At 43.5% G+C, this 20060-nt stretch carries 18 protein-coding genes and 1 pseudogene; 6 read left to right on the forward strand and 13 right to left on the reverse strand.

What is annotated here, in order from left to right:
- The first annotated feature begins 100 nt into the window (after window positions 1-100).
- Window positions 101-1996, forward strand: a complete 1896-nt coding sequence (locus FNW02_RS24730) for a CheR family methyltransferase (protein WP_191760133.1) — start codon at window positions 101-103, stop codon at window positions 1994-1996.
- A 103-nt stretch (window positions 1997-2099) separates the two neighbouring features.
- Here FNW02_RS24730 and FNW02_RS24735 read toward each other — a convergent pair whose 3' ends face one another.
- On the reverse strand, window positions 2100-3434 hold the full coding sequence (locus FNW02_RS24735; RefSeq protein ID WP_225225882.1) for a cysteine desulfurase-like protein: 1335 nt from the start codon (window positions 3432-3434) through the stop codon (window positions 2100-2102).
- Between the two features lie 286 nt (window positions 3435-3720).
- On the opposite strand from FNW02_RS24735, the gene FNW02_RS24740 reads away from it, so the two are divergent.
- Window positions 3721-3942, forward strand: a complete 222-nt coding sequence (locus FNW02_RS24740) for a DUF4327 family protein (protein WP_191760135.1) — start codon at window positions 3721-3723, stop codon at window positions 3940-3942.
- 209 nt (window positions 3943-4151) lie between these two features.
- Here FNW02_RS24740 and FNW02_RS24745 read toward each other — a convergent pair whose 3' ends face one another.
- A complete protein-coding gene (locus FNW02_RS24745) occupies window positions 4152-5432 on the reverse strand; it encodes an acetylornithine/succinylornithine family transaminase (RefSeq protein WP_191760136.1) in 1281 nt (426 codons plus the stop codon).
- Between the two features lie 146 nt (window positions 5433-5578).
- Here FNW02_RS24745 and FNW02_RS24750 point away from each other — a divergent pair, with 146 nt between their 5' ends.
- Window positions 5579-6643 (forward strand): potassium channel family protein, encoded by a 1065-nt coding sequence (locus tag FNW02_RS24750; RefSeq protein WP_284438437.1) that lies wholly within the window; start codon window positions 5579-5581, stop codon window positions 6641-6643.
- A gap of 649 nt (window positions 6644-7292) precedes the next feature.
- On the opposite strand, the gene FNW02_RS24755 is transcribed toward FNW02_RS24750, so the two are convergent.
- The 5 genes from FNW02_RS24755 to ilvD form a co-directional block, all read right to left on the reverse strand.
- The gene (locus FNW02_RS24755) at window positions 7293-8315 is read right to left on the reverse strand and encodes a heme-dependent oxidative N-demethylase family protein (protein ID WP_191760163.1); all 1023 of its coding nucleotides are present in this window, start codon (window positions 8313-8315) and stop codon (window positions 7293-7295) included.
- A gap of 238 nt (window positions 8316-8553) precedes the next feature.
- Complete coding sequence (locus tag FNW02_RS24760; protein ID WP_191760137.1) at window positions 8554-9108, reverse strand: methylmalonic aciduria and homocystinuria type D protein; 555 nt, start codon at window positions 9106-9108, stop codon at window positions 8554-8556.
- A gap of 436 nt (window positions 9109-9544) precedes the next feature.
- Complete coding sequence (locus tag FNW02_RS24765) at window positions 9545-9751, reverse strand: glycogen debranching protein (RefSeq protein WP_191760138.1); 207 nt, start codon at window positions 9749-9751, stop codon at window positions 9545-9547.
- 315 nt (window positions 9752-10066) lie between these two features.
- Complete coding sequence (locus tag FNW02_RS24770; RefSeq protein ID WP_191760139.1) at window positions 10067-10291, reverse strand: hypothetical protein; 225 nt, start codon at window positions 10289-10291, stop codon at window positions 10067-10069.
- A gap of 211 nt (window positions 10292-10502) precedes the next feature.
- The gene (gene ilvD / locus FNW02_RS24775) at window positions 10503-12194 is read right to left on the reverse strand and encodes a dihydroxy-acid dehydratase (protein WP_191760140.1); all 1692 of its coding nucleotides are present in this window, start codon (window positions 12192-12194) and stop codon (window positions 10503-10505) included.
- 305 nt (window positions 12195-12499) lie between these two features.
- Between ilvD and FNW02_RS24780 the strand changes: the two are divergent.
- Together FNW02_RS24780 and FNW02_RS24785 are read left to right on the forward strand one after the other, a co-directional pair.
- A pseudogene (locus FNW02_RS24780) lies at window positions 12500-12621 on the forward strand (LysR family transcriptional regulator); the annotation flags it as partial.
- Window positions 12622-12895: 274 nt separating this feature from the next.
- Window positions 12896-13564, forward strand: a complete 669-nt coding sequence (locus FNW02_RS24785) for a glutathione S-transferase family protein (RefSeq protein ID WP_191760141.1) — start codon at window positions 12896-12898, stop codon at window positions 13562-13564.
- 169 nt (window positions 13565-13733) lie between these two features.
- Here FNW02_RS24785 and FNW02_RS24790 read toward each other — a convergent pair whose 3' ends face one another.
- The 3 genes from FNW02_RS24790 to chlP form a co-directional block, all read right to left on the reverse strand.
- The gene (locus FNW02_RS24790; protein ID WP_191760142.1) at window positions 13734-14357 is read right to left on the reverse strand and encodes a TenA family protein; all 624 of its coding nucleotides are present in this window, start codon (window positions 14355-14357) and stop codon (window positions 13734-13736) included.
- Window positions 14358-14523: 166 nt separating this feature from the next.
- The gene (locus FNW02_RS24795) at window positions 14524-15294 is read right to left on the reverse strand and encodes a pentapeptide repeat-containing protein (protein ID WP_191760143.1); all 771 of its coding nucleotides are present in this window, start codon (window positions 15292-15294) and stop codon (window positions 14524-14526) included.
- Window positions 15295-15869: 575 nt separating this feature from the next.
- Window positions 15870-17090, reverse strand: a complete 1221-nt coding sequence (gene chlP, locus FNW02_RS24800; RefSeq protein ID WP_191760144.1) for a geranylgeranyl reductase — start codon at window positions 17088-17090, stop codon at window positions 15870-15872.
- 357 nt (window positions 17091-17447) lie between these two features.
- Between chlP and FNW02_RS24805 the strand changes: the two genes are divergently transcribed.
- The gene (locus tag FNW02_RS24805) at window positions 17448-18464 is read left to right on the forward strand and encodes a TOBE-like domain-containing protein (protein ID WP_191760145.1); all 1017 of its coding nucleotides are present in this window, start codon (window positions 17448-17450) and stop codon (window positions 18462-18464) included.
- A 131-nt stretch (window positions 18465-18595) separates the two neighbouring features.
- Here FNW02_RS24805 and FNW02_RS24810 read toward each other — a convergent pair whose 3' ends face one another.
- The 3 genes from FNW02_RS24810 to FNW02_RS24820 form a co-directional block, all read right to left on the reverse strand.
- Window positions 18596-18847: a type II toxin-antitoxin system HicA family toxin gene (locus FNW02_RS24810; RefSeq protein WP_191760146.1), complete on the reverse strand. Its 252-nt coding sequence runs from the start codon at window positions 18845-18847 to the stop codon at window positions 18596-18598.
- On the reverse strand, window positions 18840-19349 hold the full coding sequence (locus FNW02_RS24815) for a DUF4365 domain-containing protein (protein ID WP_191760147.1): 510 nt from the start codon (window positions 19347-19349) through the stop codon (window positions 18840-18842). The genes FNW02_RS24810 and FNW02_RS24815 overlap by 8 nt, the downstream gene beginning before the upstream one ends.
- 84 nt (window positions 19350-19433) lie before the next feature.
- Complete coding sequence (locus FNW02_RS24820; RefSeq protein WP_191760148.1) at window positions 19434-20018, reverse strand: Uma2 family endonuclease; 585 nt, start codon at window positions 20016-20018, stop codon at window positions 19434-19436.
- Between the last annotated feature and the right edge of the window lie 42 nt (window positions 20019-20060).

A 20060-nucleotide genomic window follows, 5' to 3' on the forward strand; every position in this document is an offset into this window, starting at 1 on the left:
TGCCCCTCTGCCCCTCTGCCCCTCTGCCCCTCTGCCCCTCTGCCCCTCTGCCCCTCTACTCCCCTGCCCCCCTGCCCCTCTCCCCCTCTCCCCCTCTGCTATGACTTCCACAGAAAGAGATCCTGAATTTGAAAATCTACTGGTTTATCTCAGACACAGCCGGGGCTTTGATTTCACAGGCTATAAACGTTCAACTTTGATGCGTCGGGCACGCAAGCGAATGCAATCGTTGAGTATAGAGAGTTTTGGAGATTACCTGGATTACTTAGAGGTTCACCCAGAAGAATTCAATCTTCTCTTCAACACCATCTTGATTAATGTCACCGCCTTTTTTCGGGATGCCTGCGCCTGGGAATACCTGGCAGAGCATGTGCTACCCAATCTAATTAGGGAGAAACAAAATTCTGACCAAATCCGCATCTGGAGTGCTGGCTGTGCTTCTGGGGAAGAGGCTTATACCTTGGCAATACTGATGGCTGAAATTTTGGGAGCCGAGGAATTTCGCCAACGGGTGAAAATTTATGCCACAGATGTAGATGAAGATGCTCTTAATCAGGCTCGCCAAGCTGTATATTCAGCAAAAGATGTCCAGGCGGTTTCAGATGAACTGCGGCAAAAATATTTTGAGCTTGTAGGCAACCGCTATGTCTTTCGTCAAGACCTACGCCGCTCAGTAATTTTTGGTCGTCATGACTTACTTCAAGATGCGCCGATTTCCCGCTTAGACTTGCTAGTTAGTCGCAACACACTGATGTATTTTAACTCTGAGGCTCAGGGACGAATTCTAGCTCGGTTTCACTTCGCCCTTAATGATACAGGCTATCTGTTTTTGGGGAAAGCAGAGATGCTGTTGATGCATTCGAGTCTGTTCACCCCAGTAGACTTAAAAAACCGGATATTTACTAAGATATCGTCAGTGAATACGCGCGATCGCCTCCTAGTTATAGCAAATGCAGCAGATGACGAATCTAGCAGCCGTTTGTCTCGAAACCTCCGCCTGCGAGACATGGGGTTTGATACAGCACCGATCGCTCAAGTAGTCATTGATATTAATGGTATTCTGGTGATAGCAAACGAGCAGGCGCGAAGTTTGTTTGCTCTTTCACCGAGAGATTTATCACGTCCCTTCCAAGATCTGGAACTTTCCTATCGACCATTGGAGTTGCGATCGCTGATTGAACGAGCTTACACAGAATGCCGCACCATCAATCTGACAAATGTAGAGCGTTATTTATCCAGCAACGAAAAGCAGTATTTAGATGTACGGATCATGCCTTTGCAAGACACCGACAACAGTTTTTTAGGTGTTAGTATTGCTTTTCATGATGTCACCCGTTATATTCAACTCCAAGAAGCACTGCAACGCTCCAGACAAGAATTAGAAACTACCAACGAAGAACTCCAATCTACTAATGAAGAATTAGAAACTACTAACGAAGAACTTCAATCTACTAATGAAGAATTAGAAACTACTAACGAAGAACTTCAATCTACTAATGAAGAGTTGGAGACAATGAACGAAGAACTTCAATCTACTAATGAAGAATTACAAACAATTAATAACGAACTCTCGCAGCGGACTATAGAACTTAACCGGACAAATGTATTCCTCGTCTCTATTCTCAGAAGTCTCCAAACTGGAGTAGTAGTGATTGATAATAGCTTTAATATCTTAATTTGGAATTATATGGTAGAGGATTTGTGGGGTTTACGGACTGAAGAAGTTCTAGGAAAATCTATCTTTAGTTTAGATATTGGACTGCCCGTTGAGCAATTGCGATCGCCACTTCGCGAGTCTCTATCCAAAAAAAATCAATTTCAAGAAATGATCTTTGATGCTACTAATCGTCGGGGTAAACAAATAAAATGTTACCTAGCAATTACTCCCCTACTCGGCATTGAAATAGAGGGAGCAGTTTTAATGATGGTAGATGTAGAGAAAGTGAACAGTATGATTTCTACACAAGAAATTGAGGAACGGCGACAACAACAGTAATAAGGGGGGAGAGGGGTAGAGGGGTAGAGAGGCAGGGGAGGTAGAGGGGCAGAGGGGGAAAATGGAAAAATTTCTTCCCATTCCCCATTCCCCATTATCGAGGTTACAATACCTGCTCAAAAGCCTCAATTAGGCGGTCAACTTCCTCAAGCGTGTTGTAATGTACCATGCTCACGCGTACTATTCCATTTTGCGAAGCTAACCCCAAGTATTCAATTAGCCTTTTAGCATAAAAGTCTCCGTAGCGAATTCCGATGTAATGTGGGTCAATTTTGATAGGGATGGTCGAGCTATCAATTCCATCTACTACAAAAGATATAGTGGGTACACGCGTATGGTTAGCTTTCAATTGACCGAGCACACGTACATTAGACTTGTCGTTGAGGTAGTCTAGTAAGCGATCGCCTATCTTCTCTTCATGCATACTGATTAAATCAAAGACTTGCACCATTTGACTTCTCAAATCAGTTGTAGTTTGATTGCCATAGTGTATTTGTGCTAGTTCACTCAAATAATCACATAAACCTAACATTCCATAACTCAATTCAAAATTAACATTACCTAATTGAAACTTATAAGGAATATCTGTCTGAGTAATAAAATAATGATTAAGACCAGGCATTTTTAATAAATGTTCTTCTTTGCCATAAAGCAAAGCATGATGTGGCCCGTAAACTTTATAAAAACTCAAAGCATAGAAATCCACATCTAAATCTTGGACATCAACTAATCTATGCGGCGCATAAGCAACACCATCCACACAAATCATTGCCCCACGTTCATGTACAAATGCAGCAATTTTTTTAATAGGGTTGATAGTTCCCAAAATATTAGAAGCATGAGTTAATGCTACTAGTTTTGTGCGTTGACTCATTAATGGTTCTAAATCTTCTAAATGCAATTCCAAGGTATCTGGACAGATTTGCCAGACTTTAATCTTCATTCCTTGTTCTTCTAAAGCAACCCAAGCCCCAATATTGGCTTCATGGTCACAATTAGTAACAATAATCTCATCACCAGGTGCGAAAGTTTGACTCAAACACATTGAGAGAACTTTCAACATCATTGTAGTCGATGGCCCCATGACCACTTCTCTAGGAGACTTGGCATTAATAAAAGTAGCCATTCCTCTTGTTGCTAATGCCAAGCGTTCTCCTGCTAGTTGAGAAATTGCATAAGAAGCACCCAATTGGACATCAGATGTCAACAGAAATTCACTAATCCTATCTACTACTTTCTTTAAGGTTTGTGAACCGCCAGCATTATCAAAAAAAGTCCATTCACCAGCTAAGGCAGGAAAATATTGACGAACTTTATCAAGATTCAAGATCAAAGTAGAAACCCTCAAGCAAATATAGAAAGATGAGTTAAATAACAGATAATGAAGGTTGAGATAAGAACGAAAAACTTTTATTCTTAACTTTTCTTCATTCTTCATTATGTATTCTTTAGCCTAGCTTACTTTTAGCAAGTCATCCAGAGAGCGTCTGCATACTTTTTTGTTTACAACTTGTTACGCTATCGTTTTTAGTTTGTGAAAATACCTCTATAGGGGGTTCCCTTGAGATCTGAAAAAGTATCTAACTAAAGTATCTGAGTTACAGCAAACATTTATGTTTTTATTCTTCACAATTTACTTCAAGTTTTTTGATAAGTTAAAGGTAGAGCCAAAAAATTTATTATTTTGACTCTTAATGCCTTGATCAAAAGCGAGGTAACGAGCTATGGATATTGCAGTTAAATACGACATCGAGGTTATCAAGGAAGAAGCACGTCAACTTGCTCAAAAGGGACTTGTTAACCGTCAGCAGCCAATCTATACTCTTTGTAAATACATTCCTGATCATGAATGGGTGTATTTCGAGCTTGAGCTAGAAAAAAACGAGTTTTTACTCAGAGATAGAATTATCGACCTGCTAGATCATGAATACTGGGAAGATGATTGAAGCTGTACCTAGAAATCAGAACACGTTAGTAACATCTTCAAGAAAATCAAAATTAAAAATTAAAATCTCAACATAAAAAGCCCTCGAATTAATTTGGGGGTTTTAAAAAAGGTTTTATTAAAGTAAGCAGCAAATATTTAGTTGGCGGTGGTCAGTGGTCAGATCCCCGACTTCTTAAAGAAGTCGGGGATCTAATAGCCCAGCAATGTTTACGCTGTAATGGTTGCTAATGCCTTGTCAACAGCTTGCAGTGCGGTATTGATTTCTGCTTCTGTCACAATCAGCGGAGGTACGAACCGGACAACTTTTGGCCCTGCTGGTACGAGCAATACGCCCTCGTCTATGGCAGCTTTGACGATATCAGCTGCGGTTAACTGAGTAGATGCTTGCAACTCCAGACCATTGATCAAACCCCAACCCCGAACTTCGGCAATTTGGTGAGGATATTTTGCGGCGATCGCTTTTAATCCAGATCGCAGCTGTTCACCTCGTTCTTCCACATTCTGCAAAATATTCTCCCGCTCTATTGTCTGACAGACACTAAGCGCCACTCCACACACAAATGGATTTCCGCCAAAGGTGCTGGCGTGTTCTCCTGGTTGAAAAATATCACAGAATTTTTTGCTCATCATTGCACCGATGGGGATACCGCCACCCAAGCCTTTGGCGCTGGTGAAAATATCCGGCTCAACGCCAAGATGTTCATAACCCCATAATTTACCACTGCGCCCCATGCCAACTTGCACTTCATCAAAAATTAGTAGAATGCCAGTTTCATCACAAATTTGCCGCAGCTTTTTGAAATAGGCAATATCCCCTGGACGTACCCCACCCTCTCCCTGCAATGGTTCTATTAAAATCGCCGCTACACGATAATCGCCTTCATCCAACTCGCTAATCGCCACTTCCACAGCGTTAATATCGTTGTAATTTACGTAGTGGAAACCAGGCACTAATGGATCAAAGTATTTTTGATACTTCGGTTGTCCTGTAGCAGTAATTGTTGCTAAAGTCCGCCCGTGGAAACTGGCATTGGCGGTTAAAATAATCGGTTTTTCAATTTCTAGAACTGTGTGGGCATACTTCCGCGCTAGTTTAATTGCCGCTTCGTTAGCCTCAGCTCCAGAGTTGCAGAAAAATACGCGATCGGCACAAGAGTGTTGAATAAGCCATTTTGCCAACTCACCTTGCTCAGGAATGTAGTACAAATTAGAGACATGGTGCAGCTTTTGGATTTGGCGAGTCACCGCTTCTACCATAGCCGGGTGAGCGTGTCCCAAGGTACAAGTGGCAATTCCAGCCACAAAGTCCAGATATTCCCGCCCTTGTGTATCCCAAACCCGGCAACCAGCGCCCCGTTCTAGGGCTAAAGGAAACCGGGCGTATGTGGACATTACAGCTTGATTAAAGCTATCTGCATCAAAGGGACTAGATGCTACACCTGAATCTGGGGGGATCGTGACTTGTTCATCTAGAGTTTGTAGACTCACTACCGCTCCTCCTGAAGTTTTTCATCATATAGTTATCTACTAGTTTCCTAGAAATCTTTAAAAATTACTTTTTATTTCCCGCAACTTATACTTCCTCTTAAGCTAACGCTCATATATTCTCAAACGTGTGGTAGTGGTGAAAAATTTTGTACTCAACACTAGAGCAAAAATATCAACGTATCCAAAAGGAGTTAATGGCTGGGGCGATCGCTCTCGGCGGTGTGCTCCTGATTGGCACTTTATGGTATTGGTTAGTAGAAGGCTGGTCATGGCAAGACGCAGCTTACATGACAGTCATCACCTTAGCTACGGTGGGATATGGAGAGACACAGCCACTAGGTAGCCGAGGACGATTGTTTACAATTGCCTTAATTTTATTGGGTGTGGTCAATATCGGTTACATTGTCAATAGATTTACCGAAGCCATAATACAAGGCTATTTTCAAGAAGGAATTCGGCTACGGCAACAGAAGCGATTAATGGAATCCCTAACACAACACTACATCATTTGTGGATTTAGTCGGACTGGTCGTCAAATTGCCAAGGAATTTCGGTCAGAAGGCGTATCTTTTGTAGTGATTGATTCCGAAATAGAATCTGTGCAAAGGGCGCAAAATGAAGGTTATACAGCATACCAAGGTGATGCTACATTAGATGACACGCTTTTGAAAGTCGGCATTGAACGGGCAATTTGTATTGTCGCAGCGCTACCTTCAGATGCAGAAAATTTATATACAGTTTTATCAGCTAAAACACTGAATCCAGAAATCCGGGCGATCGCACGGGCAAGTACAGAAGAAGCTTTACAAAAATTACAACGCGGTGGTGCAGATGAAGTGATTTCTCCCTATATTACAGGCGGGAAGCGGATGGCTGCGGCGGCACTTAGACCCCAGGTTTTAGATTTTGTAGATGGGATTCTTACAGGTGCAGACCGCCAGTTGTATATGGAAGAATTTTTACTCGACCCGGCTTTCTGTCCTTTTGTCGGTCAAACTTTACAAAAAGCCAGATTGCGATCGCAATCTGGGGCATTAGTTCTGGCAATTCGTCGCGTTGATGGCAATCTCATCGGTGGCCCCACTGGCGAGACGGTTTTAATGCCGGGAGATCGGCTAATCTGCATGGGTACAGCTGAACAACTGCGTAGCCTCAACCAAATTCTTGGGCCAATTGGTTCCCAGAAATTGCGTGAACCTAAAAATACTTGATGGAGAGAAACGTTGCATTGCAACTTTAACAGTAAACAGTAAACGGTAAACAGTAAACATAATTGGGTGTAAGGGAAACTACTAATACTGATTCAATTAATGATTGCAACAAATCCTTTGGTAGAGACGTTGCATTGCAAGGTCTCTACATGGTCTATCTAATCAGAACTTACGCACTCAGATCCCCCAACCCCCTTCAAAAGGGGGCTTTATAAATTCCCCCCTTTTGAAGGGGAGCCAGCGCGGTCTTCTCTACTTTGAGGCTGCGCCAAGGGGGTTTCCCCGCCACTCCCCACAACGGATAGCGCAGCGTAAAGCCTTCTCTTCTCCTATCGGAGACACTTCGTGAACGAGAGGCTTCGCCTTAAGCGAAGCCATGCCGCAGGCTTTACGGCATGGCTTCTCTACTTTGAGGCTGCGCCAACGCTGAGAGCGAGTCTTGTCTGCGACACGCTGCGCGAACGAGCGTCGGCAACCTCCGCCTTGGGGTGGCTCCCCATGAGCGACTGGCGTGGGCTAGGGGGGATCTAGGTTTCAGCCTTCAGTGCGTAAGTCCTACTAATAACCCAAAGCCGATTACTGGCAGGCGCTATCTAGCAAGTTTAAATCCCCCCAACTGTTTACTGTTTACTGTTTACTGTTCACTGATTTAAACCTTGTTTAGCCACTCCAAAATACTGGCTTTGCTCTCTGCTAATCCTTTATAAACCAGCGATTCTGGTGTCATAGACTGAATTGCAGCATGAAGCTTAGACCTTAACACTGAATCTTTTTTAACCACGCCACAATCTCTAAAATAAGTACGAATAGTAAACAGCGCTGCTTCATACTCCGGTAGTCCCCAAATTACCTGTCGTTCAATTCGCAGGTAGAGCTTGGGGTGCTGTGGATCAAAGTTTCTACCCCGCCACTGGCTGAGTGAAATCCCAGACGGCGCTTGAGGATGGTGGTTAAGACGAGTGTCGGTACTCAAACCCCAAGCAAAGCGCACCATTGGTTTGTGATCAATCATCGTATTGACGATCGCATCTGCTCGGCGATTGATTTTTTCTATACCTGCTACAGGTGCATGGATTGTAGCAAAATCTTTGCCAATTTTTGCCTCGGCTGACCAGTGGTTGGGATAGCAAAGATGAACTGCACTCAGCCAGTTGCTACCATTAGCAGTACGGCAGATAACTGTTAAGTCTTCCTGCATCTGTAGTGCTAGGGCATCGAGAATAGAGGCATAAGGTGGAAAGACTGCGCTACCCTGGACTTGCTGTAACTCCCAGTCTGCATCAAGGTAGAGGGTTTCTTTGGTGAGCCGGCTGTAGAATATCCAAGTATTATCTATGGACTTTTTGCAGCAAAAGTGGTTTGGGTATTCTTGGGTAAGGCGATTAATTATTAAACGGGCGATCGCTCCTGCCACAGCCTTAGAATAGTTGCAGATTTGGTAGTACTTACTCAACCGCTCTGCACGGGCTAACAGCTTAGCCTGTCGATAGTGGTTAAAATTATCATCAATTTGAAATACTTGTTGGTCAGCCTCACCATTGCTCAAGCAGGAGCCAAAAGGCATCATCCCTGGCTTGACTTCATAGCGTCCACTCATTAGCGGGAAGTAGCAAGGCGCACTATCAAAAGCTTCGATTGTCCTAGCTTCCTGAAGTAAGTTTTCTAGAGACATAGGTGCTGCTATGCGTCTTTGCATACCCATTTTTTAGCATACATGACGAGTGGGGAAGTAAGGGGAGCAGGGGAAGCAGTGCGTTGCGGGGGTTCCCACGGCAGTCCGCTCAAGTCGGGAAACCCGCCCACGCGGCTGCCTCCCCGTTGTAGCAACTGCCGTGGAGCAGGGAAGCAGAGGAGCTGGGAAAGAATAAATAACTCCTGACAAATGACCAATGACAAATGACAAATGACTATCAACCAATCTCATTCCACCCATGCATAGGTGCTATATCTTTAGTGACCCATTCGATCAGGATTGGAGGAGCTTCTGATATTAAGATGCTGGGATAAACAGCTGTACCCCAATTAGGATGCACTAGCACACTGCATTTGTTTTTAATTACTGGATAGTTGAGTAAGGCTTTGACAACTGCTGTGTCGTTGTGGGGAATTGCTCCAGGGTGGGACATTAAAGGATAGCCAGTACGGGGATCGATTAGGTCAGTTAAATAACCGCGATCGCGTAGATTAAATACCAGATCGCAGCCAAATCTCATAAACTTTTCTCGTAAGCGTTCTTTTTCTGCCTCTATCTCTGCTGTCTTTTCCACTAGTTTATATTGTGATTGCTGGAGGACAATCACTACCCATAAAAATGGTTGCTCTTTCCAATCTGGTAATATCCGTTCGCAGTTGGCACAGATATACTGGCTAGGGGCATGAATTGAAATCTGAACCGCTTGTCCCATATTGCCAACCAAATTAATGGGACAGCCTTGCTCCGAAGCGTAAACTTTGGGATAGTTCACTACATTTATTCGGTTTTTGCAAGTTTTTTTAATTTGTTCCTCGGTATCGATGATATCTCTTAAAAGTTCAGAAAAATCATCTTATTTCTATAAATAGTTTATTTTTCTTTGAAGCAGTTGTTAATAATTTGGGAATTTTAATCTTATTTTTATGTTTTATTAATCTGTTCTGATGATATTTGTTGCGATGGCGTAACCGCCCGTTGGAGGCGCTCGCTCTTGAAATCTAGGCGATCAAAATCTCAAAACATAACAACTATCTCAGCAAATTTGCGGTCAATGCTAAAATGGCATAACTTTCAAAGAAGCTGTCCTAAATGGTGTCTAGTAAGGCAAAGCGTGTTATAGTTCCGCCCAAATGTGAGCAGAAAAGACAAAAGTAATTGTGTCTGCTAGAAAAAATTTTAGCTCTTTACTTAGTTTCGATAGTACGCAATTAATTGAGTTTTAAAGAATTCACTGGAACTTCATCCCAAGACTCGACTGTTCGCAATCGTGCTATCCAACCTGCTGTCTTTTGCATCTCAGTCAAGTTTTCCTGAAAGGAATCATGACAATCTTTGGCTTGAGACTCATTACAACATGCAATACAGGCATGAATCATCCCAGATGGATCAATTTGCTCATTTACCCAAATAGTCATGGAGTTTTCCCTCAAAAAATGTTGCTAAAAAAGCGATTCCTAATTCTTAGAGTACTATTTAGAACCCAGATTCCGCACACTTGTCGTGGCGAATTCATTGAAAGGGTGGTTTTAGGAAACTTTGGTTTAGGCTTTCCACGATATTACAGGGGTTTCTAGCGTTAATAAATATTTCGCCAACAGTATAAGACGCTCCGTCTTCACGAAGCGTCTTTCTACGACACGCTACGCGAACGTAGAGAACACCGCTCTGGCTCAATTTTCCCCTGACATTGAGGATAATCTACATTTATCTGGAAGGATAGCCAGCTTTATCTAAGTCTTGGATGAAGAAGATTCAATTAATTTTTTCAATTTCAGATAGGCTTGTTCTGGTGTTAAAGGCTCTGAAGTCTTTTCATTAGGGATATAGAATTGCCAGCTATCTGGAAAGTGATGAACAACAAAAGAAGGAATTAGTGCTAGATTCAGTGCCTTTCTTCCCAATTCTTCTGCTTGTTCGGCTAAAGTGATTTCGTCATGAAACGAGTATTGGCTCATAAAAATAATAGTTGTTATGTAGACGCGTTATCAAAAACTACTTGGTGTTTCTATCTTACCCAGTAGCGATCGCCTCTGAAAAATTACTGTGAACTAGAGAAGGCGGTAGAGAAATGGATACTATTAAATAAAAAATATCAATTATGAGCTTGTGTAGAGATGCAAAATCTTGCACCTCTACAGATTGCAAGGATAGATTTTCTCTGCTGAACTAACTTGCAAACAAATCTAAATCGGTTACAGCACCGAGACTGCTAGAAGATACCAACTTGGCATATTTCGCCAGTACGCCTTTAGTGTAACGCGGTGCAGGTGCTTGCCAATTAGCACGACGACGAGCTAATTCCGACTCAGATACATTCAACTGCAATCGGCGTGCAGGTGCATCAATGGTAATACTATCGCCTTCTTCTACAAGAGCGATCGCACCCCCAACTGCGGCTTCTGGGGCAACATGACCGACTACCATACCATAAGTACCACCAGAAAAACGCCCATCGGTAATTAATCCTACCGTATCACCCAACCCAGCACCGATAATTGCTGAGGTTGGAGCCAGCATTTCCCGCATCCCTGGGCCACCCTTGGGCCCTTCGTAGCGGATAACGAGAATATCACCTGGTTGAATCTTACCCGCCAAAATTGCATCTAAAGAGGCTTCTTCCGATTCAAACACGCGTGCGGGGCCGGTAATTACTGGTTTTTTCACTCCAGTAATTTTAGCTACAGCCCCTTCTGTGGCTAAATTGCCTCTGAGAATAGCTAAGTGTCCTTGAGAATACATCGGGTTATTCCAAGTCCGAATCACATCTTGGTTGGGAGATGGTTCTGCTGGTATATCTGCCAAGACTTCTGCAACTGTTTGACCACTGATGGTGAGGCTATCACCGTGTAGCAAGTCATGCACAAGTAGCATTTTCATCACTTGCGGAATGCCACCAGCTTTGTGTAAATCAGTAGCTACATACTTACCGCTGGGTTTTAAATCGCACAGAACAGGGACACGAGCGCGAATAGTTTCAAAGTCGTCCAGGGTTAACTCTACATTAGCGGCGCGGGCGATCGCCAGAAAATGCAATACGGCATTTGTCGAACCACCTACGGCCATAATTACAGAAATGGCGTTCTCTATAGATTTGCGAGTAATAATTTGGCGGGGTAAGATTTGTTTACGAATGGCTTGGACTAAAACAAATGCTGATTTTTCAGTACTGTCGGCTTTTTCGGCATCTTCTGCGGCCATTGTTGAGGAATAAGGCAAACTCATTCCCAGCGCCTCAAATGCTGAAGACATGGTGTTAGCTGTGAACATTCCACCACAGGAACCAGCACCGGGACAAGCACGGCTTTCAACTTCTAATAGTTCTTTGTCGTCAATTTTACCGGCACTGTATTGACCGACGGCTTCAAAAGAACTGACAACGGTTAAATCGCGTCCATTGTAGTGTCCGGGTTTAATTGTGCCACCGTAAACAAAGATAGCGGGGATATTCATCCGGGCGATCGCCAACATTGCCCCTGGCATATTTTTATCGCAACCGCCAATAGCTAGTACACCATCCATACTTTGCCCTGTACAGGCGGTTTCAATCGAGTCGGCAATTACTTCCCGTGATACTAGGGAATATTTCATCCCTTCAGTTCCCATTGAAATCCCGTCGCTGATGGTAATTGTACCGAACATTTGCGGCATCGCTCCAGCACTTTTAACGGCAACTTCTGCCCTTTGTGCCAGTTGATTTATCCCCATATTGCACGGGGTAATAGTGCTGTAACCATTGGCAATACCCACAATGGCTTTATTGAAATCTTCATCTTTAAAACCAACTGCACGCAGCATTGCTCTATTAGGCGATCGCTGCACTCCTTGCGTCACAACTTGGCTTCTTAAATTCTCCGACATTTTTTTTCCTTCCCTGCCATCATCGCTTGTGTTGCGATTGTATTACATGATTTTCTCAAAAGACGACACATAATAGAGCATCAGTTAGTATTGCAAATTCTCTGTATTTCATATTTCCAACGTGCATTTGTTGCTAATTCCAGGGTTAGACACAACCTGAATATTGAGCGTGTAGTTACTGAAGTATACTTCTGTGACATAGCTCTAACTACCTCTAATATCTATATATAAGTATCATAGGTAGGTATTTTTTAGATGTCCAATATATATTTATGCAAAATTGAGACTTATAAAATATCAAAAATCTGGAACTGCAACACCTGCGCTACTTTATCGCTGTAGCCGAGGAACTGCACTTCGTAGAGCCATAGAACAACTGCACATTGCTCAACCTCCTTTAAACCAGCAAATTCAGCAGCTAGAAACAGCGTGCCATTCGGGTATACGGAAAAATTACATATAATCCTTTCGTGAAGGGTAGTCATACGGAAAAATCCTGTGTAATATGCCAAATACAGGTGTTATCAAGAAAATTGCTATATGTTCTGATAGAAAGAAGCTGTAATTCTCTATTTATCGTCATCAAAAAAAAGATTATATGGAAACTTTCCGTGGAAAAAATAGTTATGCGGCGCAGACGGCTAGCATCACCGACTGCTTTTGACTCACAGTTGACAATCAAAGATTAGGAGAAACCATCGATGAGCATAACGTTTTATTACGCCCCCATGTCCACATCAAGTATCACCGAAGCCGTTCTTGCAGAGCTTGGCACACCGTGTGAGCGTGTGAAGCTCGACATCAGCGCAGGTGACACTAGAAAGCCGGACTTCCTCAAGGTCAACCCGAACGGAAGGGTTCCCGCGATCGTGCATGAGGGGACGCCGATTTGGGAGTCATCCGCCATCACGATGTACCTCGGTGAGGTCTTCGGCGTGGAGTCCAAGCTTTACCCTGAGCCGGGGCCGAAGCGCGGCGAAGCGATGAAGTGGATCGCCTGGAGCAACGTCACGCTCGCCGAAGCAGCCGGACGATTGTCCGCGTCGCTGCCGACTAGCAGTGAAGGAGCAGTCCAGTCTAACTCGTTGGACTGGGTGTCCCCCGAACAGCGCAGCGCGAGCGCAGTGGAGAAGGCAAAGGCAGACCTTGCCGTCTGTCTCAGAATTCTCGACAGCGGACTAGAGGGGAAATCGTTCTTGCTCGGCGACTACAGTCTTGTGGACACGCATCTGCAAGGCTTCGTCGGCTGGATCGGGACGATGGAGGTCGATCTGACGCCGTTCCCCAACGTCACGGGATGGCTACAGCGCTGTAGCGAGCGTCCAGCGATCGCGAAGCTGATGGAGGCTGAAGTCGAGAACGAAACCTAGAGCCGCCCAAACCTGACACTTGTCACTTTCTCTTCTAAACTTTGTGCAGCTTTGCCAGAAAGCTTTTCTAATAATCTCTGTGGTAGTCTTGCTCTTGCTTGGCAATAAGCACTTGTATCACTTGATGGAAGGGTCAAAGGTCAAAAGTCGAGAGTTATTTTCTTCTCCATCATGATTCTGCCCACGCAGCTTGGAAAAAGTCGCGTTCGCAAAACATAGCATAGCGATAAGTTGAATAGACTAAAGCTTTGGCAGTAACGTAATTATCAACTAAACTTTCTAATTGTTGTGCTAGTGGCTGAAAATCTCCGCTGCTATAAGTACGAATCCAGTCATCATATTGATGATTGGGGATGCCACCATTAGCTAACTCTTCTCCCAAAAAGGCATAAAGACGCATACAGGGAGACATGGCCGCAGCAGTTAAACCCACATCTCCACTCCAAGCAGTGGCTAACAAAAAGTCAGTATAGCGACGGGTAGCGGTTCCAGGTTCAACAGAGTGCAAATTGACTCCCCACTGGGAAGCATAACTTTCATGTAGCCGCAGTTCTTCTAAGACTCCACCAGCTAGGTTATGAAAGGTGGTGAAACCTATCCAATCAGGTGCTTTAGCTGCGGCTATGCTGTAAGCGCGGGCAAAGGCTTCCAAAAAAAAAGCATCTTGTCCTACGTAGTAAGCAAACTTTGACTGTTCAAGAGTACCGTCGCCAATGCCTTGAACAAAAGGATGCTCTAGACAAGCTTTGGCTAAATCTTGATTTGCTGTCCACAATTCGCTGGATAAACTCATGAGTTAATAGTCAAGGGTCAAGAGTCATTGATCATTAACAGGACTTACGCACAGGTAACGGAAAAACGAACCGCAGAGGGCACAGAGGACACGGAGAAATGAGAGTTTGAGAGGTTTTTTGCGTAAGTCCTAATTAATTATTTTCTCCCCTACTTCCCCATCTTCATTAAAAAGGTAAAAACTGGAGCAAGACTGAGCCAAGACTTCCCAAAAAGTCGAAAAAACTGGGTTTACCAGTACTTACTTTCTCTGTTGGGGGTGTTTGCAGTTCTTTCATAAAAGCTTGTGCTGTTTGCGTTCCAGGGTTGTTATTTTGGGTTGTAAACATTTTTTCAGCAATTTGAGCATCTTGAAATGCACCTTGCCTGTCCAAAGCTTGGTAGCGGGCGACACCACGAGCTAGATAAGCACCTGCGTATTCAGGTTTAATGGCGATCGCTTGATTGAAATAACTAATTGCTTGCTGTTGATTGCCTTTTTCTGCTTCTGCTACACCCCAAGCGTAGAATTCTTCTGGTGTGGCAATTTGTGATGGGATGCCAACTGCACCTTGGAAGTTAGCACCATTAAGATAAGCATCTTTCAATTCTGCATTCGTTAGATAGGTATTTCTCAAATCAGCACCCGCCAGATTTGCACCACCGAGTTGAGCCTCGCTTAGGTTAACACCAAATAAACCAGCACCGCTCAAGTTTGCACCCCTCAAATCAGCGCCGCTTAAGTTCGCACGGCTGAGGTTAGCACCTGTAAGATTAGCGCCGCTCAAATTGGCTCCAGATAATTCAGCCATTACTAAACCTGCACTAGTAAGGTCACAGTTTTGACATTGTTTGGTTGCTAATAACTGTCTAACATGCTCAGAATTTGCGGCTTGGACGGTTGTTGATAAGCTGATTGTGGCTACAAATGTGGCTGTGGCAAAAATGTGGTTCTTCATATTCGGTATCACTATAATCTCTTAATATTCAACATTAGCTTAAACTAATTTATACCTCAATTTATGATATGAGCAATATGAACAGTTTGCCCTCTGTAGTTGGCTATATCAGTTCAAATAGGACTGCGATAGTATCATTCACTCTCTGATGTGGGAATAATAACTTTGTATATTACCGCTATCTAAAGAAACCAGCCCTCGGTTGATCACTGAGGGCTTTTTTTGCTTGGCAAAATGGCAGACCTCCAGATTAGAGGGTTGCTATGGTATTGAAGTGGATATATTCCATGCGAAAAGTACTGACTTGCATTGCCCCTGGCTAGCTACCAGGGGTTTTTATGAAAGTATTAGGCCGCACTGTTACAACCCCTTCAGGCGTTAATTTTCGTGTGCCTTACTGTTGTGCGATCGCCAAATCGGTCATACCAATTTAATTAATAATTGCAACAAATACCTTGATAGAGACGTTGCAATGCAACGTCTCTACTGTTGTAGACAAAAATAGTAAAGGAGCAGACAATTCACAATTCAAAATTGTAAATTATCTGCTCCTAATCTCACTACTCAGCACTCAACTAAGGAGCAAGGGCATTACCCCGAATTAGACTACCAATAGTTTTGGCAGTAATTTTCATTTGGGTGATGGGATTAGCTGGGACAACAGTCTTATATAGGTAACTATCAAATGTTAACCGCTGTACATCAAGATCACCGCACATTTCGACAAACGCTTCGCGGGTGGCGTCGGAACGATAGAACACACTTTGCAGAATGTCCAACACTTTGTAAGTGAGTCCGTATTTTTTATCCCAACGCTTCAGATAAACTTTGAGATCTCCCTCAGTGGGAATACGGTTGCCACTGTTAGACGCTTCTACAATGACTTCAGCACACATCCGCCCAGACTTCGCGGCAAAATAAATACCTTCACCAGAAGACTTGGTAACGTAGCCAGCAGCATCGCCTACCAAAGCTATGCGACCGACAACGCGACGGGGACGGGGATGTTCAGGAATGGGGTGCGCTTCTACTTTGATGATTTGGCCACCTGCTAGTTTCTCGGAAGCGCGGGCCCGGATACCGGCTTGCAACTGTTTGATGCTGGCTTTGTTAACGTGCATTGTGCCAGTACCCACAGCTACGTGGTCATATTTGGGGAAAACCCAAGCGTAAAAGTCAGTAGAAACGTCATCACCGACATACATTTCGGCGAGGTCGTTATAGTACGCCATTTTGTCTTGGGGTAAGCGAATTCGCTCTTGGAAAGCGATCGCATAATTGTAATCCCCTGCATCCATTTCTTTGGCAATACGGGAATTTGCCCCATCTGCCCCAATAATTAAATCCACTTTCAGGGTTTTGGCAATGCCCTGTGCGCCACCTTCTGTGTGGTCAACGTAATGGATGGTATAGGGGTCAGTATTATTTGTGGGTATATCGAGTTTATGAACAGTGGCATTAATTAAATTTGCGCCTAGTTTTGCCGCGCGATTCCGCAAGAAGCCATCCAGCACCTCACGGCGGCACATTCCTATATATTCATCTTCTTTTATCAGATTGATATCAACCTCGCGATTCGAGGGCGAAATCATCTTCATCTTTCGTACCCGACGGTCAATAATCTCTGGTGGTAAGTCAAATTCACTCACCATACAGAGGGGAATTGCACCCCCACAAGGCTTAGCATTGTCTAGCTTCCGCTCAAACAGGTAGGTTTCGATCCCTGATGCAGCCAGTGTTTCAGCGGCAGATGAACCAGCAGGGCCCGACCCAATAACAGCAACCCGTAGTGTCAAAGGTCTTTCTCCCAATCTTCACATTTACCGAAAGCATCGTATCACGGTCTTTTGACTGATTTTGCGCTCTACCTCCAGGTTTCGACTGAAATGCAATATTCCTTAATGTTTCGATACAAACAGTGCGATAACTTCTCTTCGAGACGCTGCGCGAACGTTAAGCTGCGCTAACGCACATTGGGAATTGTAAATTTATCCTCTTTATTGTTTTCATTGGGTCATTATCAAGTATTCAAATTTCATTTTTCAATTCTGTAGTAATTGAAATCTTGTTAATCCAAATGCAATTGTCTATGGTATATGTAAGACACGGTAAACCCAGCAAAAAACCGTAGATTAGTTGCAGAGGTAGTGGCAGTGGGCATAGTAGTTGAGAACGTATCCAAGCAATTCGGGAGTTTCAAAGCAGTTGATCAGGTCAGCTTAGAAATTAAGAGTGGTTCGCTGGTTGCCTTACTGGGGCCATCAGGTTCAGGTAAATCTACCCTGCTACGATTAATTGCGGGTTTAGAAATGCCAGATAGTGGCAAAATCTTGCTGACTGGTAAGGATGCTACTTATCAAAGTGTGCAAGAGCGGAATATTGGGTTTGTGTTTCAACACTATGCCCTATTTAAGCATCTGACTGTACGGCAAAATATTGCTTTTGGCTTAGAAATCCGCAAGGCCCCAACAAAAAAGATTAAAGGGCGAGTAGAACAATTGCTGGAATTGGTGCAGTTGAGTGGACTAGGCGATCGCTATCCATCACAACTTTCTGGTGGTCAAAGACAACGGGTAGCCCTAGCAAGATCACTAGCCGTAGAACCCGATGTGTTATTGCTAGATGAACCTTTTGGCGCACTCGATGCTAAAGTCCGTAAAGACTTGCGGGCATGGTTACGCCGCCTCCATGATGAAGTACATGTTACCACTGTTTTCGTCACCCACGACCAAGAAGAAGCAATGGAAGTCTCCGACGAAGTTGTGGTGATGAATCAAGGGCGTGTAGAACAGGTGGGGACGCCAGCAGAAATTTACGATAATCCTGCCACAGCATTTGTGATGAGCTTCATTGGCCCGGTGAATGTATTACCCAGCACCTCAAGGATTTTCCAAAGCAGTGGTTTCGATTCGCCACATCCAGAAGTATTTTTGCGTCCGCAAGATGTGATTGTGGAAAATACTGCTAACGGCGCTACTACACCTGCGACAGTCAGCCGTTTGATACATTTGGGTTGGGAAATTCAAGTAGAATTAACATTAGATGATGGGCAAGTGGTGACGGCACATTTAACACGCGATCGCTTTAATCAATTGCAGTTAGAACCGCAACAGCGGGTGTATGTAAAGCCGAAGGATGCAAAATCATTTCCCCTGTATTATTCGATTTAAAATTCTTCAAGTGCATTAGCGCAGCTTAACGTTCGCGCAGCGTCTCGAAGAGAAGTTATCGCGCTTTTAGTGCTTTCAAGAGATGCGATCGCAATTTCTCAAGCTGATTATTGTAATTAAAACACAGGTTATCAACTTGGTATCTTTTCTAGTAAATTGTCGAAAGCGCTGTTGTTGATTAAGCCATTTTCTATCAGTATTCGGCGTACAGCTACCATATGTACAGTATCAACATAAGCTTTTTTGTCATAGCCTGGTAAAATTACCAATACTCCAGATGATGGATACTGAAAAACATGATGAGAACCAGCTGTAGGCAAGGTAGTAAAACCTAGCTTTAACAGCAGTTGTTCTAACTCAGTAAACAAAATATTTCTAGACATTATGGCGAATAACTCCCTGTAACTGTCTCAGAACATCATCTCTGTATCTTGCAAGTTTTTTAATCGCCTCTTCATTTACTATATTCTTTTTAGAGAGGTGAACGGTAACAGTTTCACCAACTTTGGATAAGTTAAACTTTTCCAATTTCTCAAAGTATGCTTGCAAGTATAACCAATAAGCTATATCCAATTGAGCGTCGTACACAATCAGGATACATGGCATAGGCTCAAAGAGCCACAGTTCCAAGTCAGTGCGTGTTACGGTAAAGGCAATAGTTTCTTGATTTTCAAGCACTTTCAAGGAATTTCTAGCCTTCAGCTGTATATAAATCTGACCATTTTCGATTTCACCATTTGTATCATAAGTAAATATTACCAAGTCAAAACCATAATCAAACTCAATTCGTTCTACTGAATAACCGCATAGAAATACATATCTTTCAACATGATTAACACTGAGATCTGCAATGATATGTTCTCTAGGTCGCTTCTTTTTGGGCATTCACTGGATTTTACATAACTCGTGTAAATCATACTAAAAAAGTAATTTTTATGCGATCGCCCTTTTACTGCTTTCGAGACGTCCTCAACTCAAAGTTACCATCGGTAACATCTCCAATACTGCAATCTGCAAATCAGGAAACTCTAACGGTGAAATAGTCCCATCTTCACTCAAAATTAATTTACTTTGATAGCCCTCTTGAGTTGGTTGCCGAAATACATATAATTGACGACTTACCACATCTAGCACCCAATAATCCTTAATTCCCGCCTTTGAATAGGCTTTGGCTTTGGTTTCACAGTCCAATTTCAGGCTACTATCTGCTACCTCAATAATCAGATAAACTTCCGGCGGGGTGGGATGGTGGTCTGCATAGTCCAGCGGATCTACTTTAACCACAGCAATATCCGGTTCTGGCTCAGATCGTTCATTTAACTTAACTGGGTCTTGAATAGATACCCAAGCCCGATTTTCTAAACGGTTTTGTAGTAACTTATTTGTTCTTCCCACTGCTGACCCGTGAGCCGTCCCTTTCGCACTCATCCAGATTATGTTCCCTTCTAGGAGTTCCACCCGTTCATCTGCACCAAAAATCCCAGCCTCAGCCATCCGGTGATATTCCTCAACTGTCCACAGGCGAAGTTTTAATGTCGTGTCTGTGTTTTGCATGGCTTGTTTAGCAATAGTGAGAAGCGATTGATATCCTAGCAT

Source organism: Komarekiella delphini-convector SJRDD-AB1 (assembly GCF_014831675.1).
Classification (GTDB): domain Bacteria; phylum Cyanobacteriota; class Cyanobacteriia; order Cyanobacteriales; family Nostocaceae; genus Komarekiella.